Origin of the sequence: Rufibacter ruber, assembly GCF_001647275.1 — a bacterium.
In the GTDB taxonomy this organism is placed as follows: domain Bacteria; phylum Bacteroidota; class Bacteroidia; order Cytophagales; family Hymenobacteraceae; genus Nibribacter; species Nibribacter ruber_C.
This window is the reverse complement of sequence record NZ_LRMM01000067.1, coordinates 21,646-29,310: the sequence shown is the minus strand read 5'-3', so window position 1 is coordinate 29,310 and position 7,665 is coordinate 21,646. Positions and strand designations below refer to the sequence as shown.

General features: G+C 52.0%; 5 protein-coding genes and 1 pseudogene. All 6 read left to right on the top strand.

Annotated elements, in window-relative coordinates; all coding sequences use genetic code 11:
- Positions 1-164: 164 nt before the first annotated feature.
- Complete coding sequence (locus A8O25_RS18745) at positions 165-1,289, top strand: sodium:solute symporter (RefSeq protein ID WP_338152764.1); 1,125 nt, start codon at positions 165-167, stop codon at positions 1,287-1,289.
- Complete coding sequence (locus A8O25_RS24260) at positions 1,280-1,648, top strand: hypothetical protein (RefSeq protein ID WP_338152763.1); 369 nt, start codon at positions 1,280-1,282, stop codon at positions 1,646-1,648. The genes A8O25_RS18745 and A8O25_RS24260 overlap by 10 nt, the downstream gene beginning before the upstream one ends.
- A gap of 131 nt (positions 1,649-1,779) precedes the next feature.
- Positions 1,780-3,591 carry an ABC transporter ATP-binding protein gene (locus tag A8O25_RS18740; RefSeq protein WP_066838232.1) on the top strand — a complete coding sequence of 604 codons (1,812 nt, stop codon included), beginning with the start codon at positions 1,780-1,782 and terminating at the stop codon, positions 3,589-3,591.
- 891 nt (positions 3,592-4,482) lie between these two features.
- A pseudogene (locus A8O25_RS18735) lies at positions 4,483-5,034 on the top strand (GNAT family N-acetyltransferase); the annotation flags it as partial.
- A gap of 197 nt (positions 5,035-5,231) precedes the next feature.
- Positions 5,232-6,428: an argininosuccinate synthase gene (argG, locus tag A8O25_RS18730; RefSeq protein WP_066838231.1), complete on the top strand. Its 1,197-nt coding sequence runs from the start codon at positions 5,232-5,234 to the stop codon at positions 6,426-6,428.
- Positions 6,418-7,407: an N-acetyl-gamma-glutamyl-phosphate reductase gene (gene argC / locus A8O25_RS18725; RefSeq protein ID WP_066838227.1), complete on the top strand. Its 990-nt coding sequence runs from the start codon at positions 6,418-6,420 to the stop codon at positions 7,405-7,407. The genes argG and argC overlap by 11 nt, the downstream gene beginning before the upstream one ends.
- The last annotated feature ends 258 nt before the right edge of the window (positions 7,408-7,665 follow it).

The window sequence follows — 7,665 nt, the reverse complement described above, 5'->3', positions numbered from 1 at the left end:
GCCTGTTTTTCAGAAAACAGGCCAAAAACAGACGGCGGTTCGCATTTAGAACTTTTGGCAGCAGAAGGGTATCTTTGCACCTTTCCATCAGGTGTTCAACTAGTCTTCGGCTTTCGCCGAATTCCAATTCCTGATTCTGCATTCCTAATTCTTAATTCACAGAAGTGTCTCCTTATTTCATACTGAGTATCATCATTGCTTACTTCTTTCTGCTGCTGTTCATTTCACTGATCACCAGCAAGAAAGGCGAATCTACCAGCGGGTTCTTCCTGGCCAACCGGGCCTCGCCGTGGTACGTGGTGGCGTTTGGGATGATTGGCACCACCCTCTCGGGCATCACGTTTGTGTCTATCCCGGGCATGGTGGAGAAGACGGGTTTCACGTACCTGCAGATGGTGCTGGGCTATGTGCTGGGATATGTGGTGATAGGGCTGGTGCTGTTGCCGCTGTATTACCGGCTCCATCTGGTTTCTATCTACACGTATCTGGAGCAGCGGCTGGGTTTCTGGTCGTACAAGACCGGGAGTGCTTTTTTCCTGCTGTCGCGCACGTTGAGCGCGGCGCTCAGGCTGTACCTGGTGGCGGGCGTGCTGCAGTTGGCGGTGTTCGGGCCGCTGGGGATTCCGTTTACCGGCACGGTGGCCTTGACCATTGGCTTTATCTGGGTCTACACGTTCAGGGGCGGCATGAAAACCATCATCTGGACCGATACGCTGCAGACACTGGCCATGCTTCTGTGCCTGGGGGCCAGCATCTGGCTGGTGGCGGGGGAGCTGCAGCTTTCGTTTTCGGGGTTGGTCCACACCATCGGCGGCAGCCGTTACGCTGATCTCTTTGTCTGGGATGCCAAGGCGCCTAACTTCTTTGTGAAACAGGTGCTGGCGGGTGCGTTCATCACCATTGCCATGACGGGGCTGGACCAGGACATGATGCAGAAGAACCTGAGCTGCCGCAACCTGCCCGAAGCCCAGAAGAACATGTTCTGGTTCACGGTGATTCTGGTGGTGGTGAACCTGCTGTTCCTCTGCCTGGGGGGCCTGCTCTACTTCTATGCCGCAGCCAAGGGAATACCATTACCCGAGAAGGCAGATGATGTTTTCCCGTTCCTGGCCTTGAACCATCTGTCTGCGGTGGTGGCCGTGGCTTTTATTCTGGGCATTACGGCCATCACGTACGCCTCTGCTGACTCTGCCCTCACCTCGCTCACCACTGCCTTCTGCGTTGACTTCCTGAATTTCCAGCATCGGCCGGAGGCGAACGGATCAAGTACAAGAACTGGGTGCACGTAGGCTTTTCATTGCTGCTGCTGGCGGTGATTCTCTTCTTTAAGGTGTACAATGACGCCAGCATCATTGCGCTGCTGTTTACGCTGGTGGGCTACACGTATGGTCCGCTACTGGGCATGTTCACGTTTGGCATGTTCACCAACCGAACCGTGAAAGATAGGGTTATTCCCTTGCTGGGGTTAGCCTCGCCGGCGCTGACGTACGTACTCAGCACCCATTCACAGGAATGGTTCTGGGGCTACCAGTTCGGGTTTGAACTGCTGCTGCTGAACGGATTGCTCATGTTTCTGGGGCTGCTGCTTTTCTCCCGGAGAAAAAACTCTTCTGCCCCCTCTATCTCTGCGGCCCGGGTTGCTGGGTAAGTCACGGGCAATGCCTACCTTTGCAGGTTGAAAGCCAACGGCATGCCGCCGTTTTTGGCTTATTTTCAGAAAAACAGCCCAGAAACGGCTATTCATACACAGCACAGGCGCTAGGTTTAATTTACGATTACATGGCAAAACGCAGATCAGGGGCGGAAGACGAGGCAACCGAAGGCAAAAAGAGGATCAGCAAAGACAGCCTTCGGCGGGGATTGCAAGTGTTCAGGTTCCTGCTTCCGTACCGGGGGAAATTTATCATTGGTTTGGCGTTCCTGCTTTTCTCCAGCCTCACGTTTATGGCGTTTCCGGCGGTAACGGGTGTCTTGCTTGATGCCGCCGTGGGCAATGAAAGCGCCTTTACCCAAGATCTGGACCTTATTGCCCTGCTGCTGTTTGGGGTGATTGTGCTGCAGGGCATTTTCTCCTTCTTCAGGGTGTACTTCTTTGCCCAAGTCAGTGAAAACGCCATTGCCGACATCAGGAAAAACCTTTACTCGCAGTTCATGGGGTTGCCGCTCACTTTCTTTGAGCAGCGCCGCGTGGGCGAGATCACCAGCCGCATCACCTCAGATGTGAGCTATATCCAGGACAGCTTCTCCATCACCCTGGCAGAACTTTTCCGGCAGGTGACTACTTTGCTGGTGGGCATTGGCTTTATCATGTTCTACTCGGTGAAGCTTTCCTTGTTCATGTTGGCCACGTTCCCGGTGCTTATCATTCTGGCCATGATCTTCGGCAAGAAACTGAAGAAGCTGTCCAGAAAAACCCAGGACGAGCTGGCCATCACCAACGTGATTGTGGAGGAAACTTTGCAGGCCATTCAGGTGGTGAAGTCGTTCACCAACGAGCTGTTTGAGATCAACCGCTACCGCACCGCCCTTAACCGCACCGTGAAAACGGCCATCACCACCTCTTTCTACCGCGGCGCCTTCATCTCCTTTATTATTATTGGGTTGTTTGGCGGCATCATTCTGGTGATCTGGTACGGCGCCACCCTGGTGCAGCGCGGCGAGTTGAGCATTGGCGAATTGACCTCCTTCATTCTATACACCACTTTCATTGGCGCGTCGGTGGCCGGTCTGGGTGATTTGTACGCCAAGATTCAGGTTTCATTGGGTGCCTCTGACCGCATTCTGGAGATTCTGGATTTGCCGGTAGAGCACACGGAATTGGGGCTGAGCTCTGCACATGCGGTGCGGTTCAACGGCCAGGTGCGCTATGAAAACGTAGGCTTCTCCTACCCTACCCGTCTCGACCTGCAGGTGCTCCAAAACATTCATTTTGAAATAAGGGCGGGCGAAAAAATAGCGTTGGTGGGACCCAGCGGAGCCGGGAAATCAACCATTGTGCAGCTGCTCATGAAGTTTTACCAGGTAGACCAGGGCAGCATTTTTGTAGATGGCCAGAACATTAATTTCATGCCGCTGCATGACCTGCGCAGCAACTTGGGCATTGTGCCGCAGGAGGTACTCCTGTTTGGCGGAACCATCAGAGAGAACATTGCCTACGGAAAACCTGATGCCACCGAAGAGGAGGTTCTCATGGCCGCCCAGAAAGCCAATGCCCTGCAGTTCATCCAGTCGTTCCCTGAGGCGTTTGACACCGTGGTGGGCGAACGCGGCATTAAATTGTCTGGTGGCCAACGCCAGCGCATTGCCATTGCCCGCGCCATTCTGAAGAACCCGGCCATCCTGATTCTGGACGAGGCCACCAGCTCCCTAGACTCTGAGTCTGAGAAACTGGTACAGGACGCCATGGATGAGCTCATGAAAGACCGCACCACCATCATCATTGCCCACCGCCTGGCCACTATTAGAAAAGTAGACAAGATTCTGGTGATTGACCGCGGCCAGATTGCCGAACAAGGCACCCATGCAGAACTTTCCAGCAACCCGGAAGGCATCTACACCAATTTGCTGAAGCTTCAGTTTGAGGCGCGGTAAGCCAAAAGTCAAAGCACCTCCTGGAGGAACCACCCCAAAGTGCAGGCCTAAAGACAACGCAACTACTCCTTCTGCATTAACCAGTTTTCTGGTATTCAGGAGACTGTCCTTTTTTTTGGGGGGGTGGTAAGCGCTTGTTTACCTTTTGATTGTGCAGGCGAAAACGGGGAGCAAACGGTTCTTCTATCCCATTTTTTGAGCAGCATAGTGGGGGCGAGGCACCCGCCAGGGCAGGTTCTTTTGAGGCCTTGTGCGGCGCAAAAGACAGATAGAAACCTGCTCTAAGGCTGGTGCTCTGTTTTGGGTCTGTTTTCAAAAAAACAGCCCCAAAACGGGCCTGTTGCTTTTTCAGAGGGGCAGTTTCTGTTATTGACCTACTTTTTCCAAAACAGCACCAAAACACACCCCTTGTTTACCATTCCTTCATTTTAAACAGCATTTAGTAACCTCCTGCTCATTTTACCCGTGTCTCCCGTTAATTATCTGTAAAAAATGAACCAAACCGTTGGTTATTACATTTTTTATACGAAACCTTTGCATAGAGACTCACAGTAGAAGTCTCACCACCGTTTAGATATTTTTCTACCTCAATGAATAAAAAGTCGCTTTTATCAGTTGTGCTCACAACGGTAAAACGCTCGTTAAAAGCGAGTGCGCTTTTTTCTGTTCTTCCCAGAACAGTTTTTTGTGAACCCATTTACCTGACCAGGCCTAGGCGTTAGGCCACCGGATGGCATGGGTTAGCACGCATAACCCTCACCGGACGCTCCCTAAATCCGTATTATTACTGATTTAGACTTACTTTCTCCTTTTTCATCAACTTTTCAATTTCATATACGAATGCGTATGAACGCTACGGCTGTACCCTTACAGCCTATCGCCCCTGTACACATGGAGGTTCAACCTGAATTCAAGGTGGTGGTGGCCACAGAGGAGCACACCCCCTATGCCCAGCAGATTTGCGATGAGATGGAAGCCTCGGCCAAGGCCCGCGGCACTGGTATAGCCAAGCGCTCACCTGAGTACGTGGCCCAGAAGATGCGGGAAGGCAAAGCGGTCATCGCATTTGACCAGGATGGCAACTGGTCTGGCTTCTGCTATATTGAAACCTGGGGTCATGGCGAGTATGTGGCCAACTCGGGTCTTATTGTGTCGCCGCACCTGCGCAAGAGCGGTCTGGCCAAACGTATCAAGCAGAAAGTGTTTGAACTATCGCGCACCAAATACCCGCACGCTAAAATTTTCGGGCTCACCACAGCGCTGGCGGTGATGAAAATCAACTCAGACCTAGGTTATCGCCCCGTGACCTACTCAGAACTTACTAACGACGAGGAATTCTGGAAGGGCTGCCGCAGCTGCGTGAACTTTGATATTCTCACGGCCAAGAACCGCAGCAACTGTCTCTGCACGGCCATGCTGTACGTGCCGCCGAAGACAGAAGAATAATTATTTAAAACATTGCTGGTCGTCCCCCTTTGAAGGGGGTAGGGGGATGACAATGCGCTAGTAAAAGCATGAACTTCTGCTATAGAAAATAAAAAGTGATTTTCGGGCATGCATTCATCAGCACGAGTCATCATCCCCCTACCCCTTCAAAGGGGGACAAAAAACTAGAAAATAACACTCATTAAAATTTACCCATGAAAAAAGTAGTTCTCGCGTTCAGTGGCGGCTTAGACACATCTTTCTGTGTGAAGTACCTGCTGGAACAAGGTTATGAAATCTATTCGGCCATTGTGAATACCGGCGGCTTCTCTGAAGAGGAACTGGCGGAAATCGCCCGAAGGGCTGAGAATTTGGGCGTGAAACAGCACGTAACCTTAGACGAAACCGACAACTACTACCAGACCTGCCTGAAGTACCTGATTTTTGGGAATGTGTTGAAAAATAACACCTATCCGCTATCGGTGAGCGCCGAGCGTATCTCCCAAGCCGTGGCCATTGCCAAGTACGCGCAGCAGATTGGTGCTGAAGCCGTGGCCCACGGTAGCACCGGCGCTGGCAACGACCAAGTGCGTTTCGACATGGTATTCAATATTTTGGTGCCGAACGTGCAGGTGATTACGCCTATCCGTGACCTTAAACTGTCCAGAGAGGAAGAGATTGCCTATTTGAAAGAGCGAGGCGTGGAGATGGATTTCCAGAAGGCGCAATATTCTATCAACAAAGGCATCTGGGGCACCTCGGTGGGTGGCAAGGAGACATTGACTTCGCATCAAGCGCTGCCAGAATCTGCTTACCCTACTCAGCTTACTAAAGAAACACCAGAACGCATTACGCTGCACTTCAAAAACGGTGAGCCGGTTGGTTTAAACGAGGAGCTATTCGACAACCCGGTGCATGTGATCCAGAAGCTGCAGGATATTGCCGGTGGTTTTGCGATTGGCCGTGACATTCACGTGGGCGATACTATTATTGGTATCAAAGGAAGAGTTGGCTTTGAGGCGGCGGCGCCGATGGTGATCATCAAAGCGCACCATGCCCTGGAGAAGCATACGCTCACCAAATGGCAGCTGTACTGGAAAGACAGCCTGGCAACCTGGTATGGCAACTGGATGCACGAAGGCCAGTTTCTGGACCCTACTATGCGCAACATCGAGACGTTCCTGACCGACACGCAGAAAACCGTGACCGGAAAAGTACACGTGTGGCTGGCGCCTTACCGTTTCCAGATAGAAGGCATTGAGTCGGAGCATGATTTGATGTCGTCTAAATTCGGATCGTACGGCGAGATGAACAACGCCTGGACGGGCGAAGACGTGAAAGGCTTCTCCAAGATTTTCGGGAACCAGACCATGATGTACCGCTTAATCAACGGCGAGGACGATGCAAAATAGTCTTATAAAAGTGGGCATTGTAGGCGGAGCGGGCTACACCGGTGGTGAACTGTTGCGCTTACTGGTACACCACCCAAACGTAGAAATCAACTTCGTACACAGCAATAGCCAGGCCGGAAAACCCGTGACCGACACCCACACAGATCTAATCGGCGACACGGAGTTGGTATTCACCAACGAGCTGGGAACCGCGGTAGACGTACTTTTCCTCTGTGTAGGCCACGGCGATGCGAAGAAATTCCTAGACGCCAATCCTATTCCTGACGAGGTAAAGATTATTGACCTGAGCCAGGATTTTCGCTTAAAAGAGAAATCTTCTTTGGGCAATCGCCAATTTGTATATGGTCTGCCAGAACTAAACCGCGAGCAAATCAAAACTGCCGCTAACGTAGCCAACCCGGGTTGTTTTGCCACGGCCATTCAGTTGGCCTTGCTTCCCTTGGCACAGAACGGCTCTTTGCCAGAAGAAGTACACGTAAGCGGCATTACCGGCTCCACTGGGGCAGGACAGAAATTAGCCGAGACCTCGCACTTCAGCTGGCGCAACAACAATATCTCCAGCTACAAAGTGTTCGGGCACCAGCATTTGCTGGAAATCACTGAGAGCCTGCAATCGCTGCAAAGCAACTTAGACACCGCCATTCGGTTCGTGCCGTACCGCGGGAACTTCAGCCGAGGTATTCTATGCACCACCTACCTACGTTCGGACTTGACCTTGGAAGAAGCCCAGCAGTTGTACAGGCAGTTCTATGAAGGCCACCCGTACACGTTGGTAACTGATAAAAACCCGGATCTGAAACAGGTAGTCAACACCAACAAGTGCCTCTTATATATAGAGAAGCACGATGACCAATTGGTCATCACCAGCCTGATTGATAATCTGCTGAAAGGCGCCAGCGGCCAGGCCGTGCAGAACATGAACTTGCTGTTTGGGCTGGACGAAAGGGCGGGCTTGCAGTTGAAAGCGATTGGGTTTTAGGACCTCACCCCCAGCCCCTCTCCCATGGAGAGGGGAGCTCTGCCGAAGCGTTTTGGGCCTGTTTTTCTGAAATGAGGCCAAAAACAGAAACTGTGAGGTTTTCAACTGGCGCGAGACTTAAGTCTCGTGACTTGGGATGAAGCGAGTCTCCAGACTCGCCGGGAACCACGAGTTGGAAGCATTTACGTTCAGCAATGCGTGCTTTCGCTGCTGGGCAGCGAGGGTAGTCTGAGACTACCCAGCATCCCTAGGCACGAG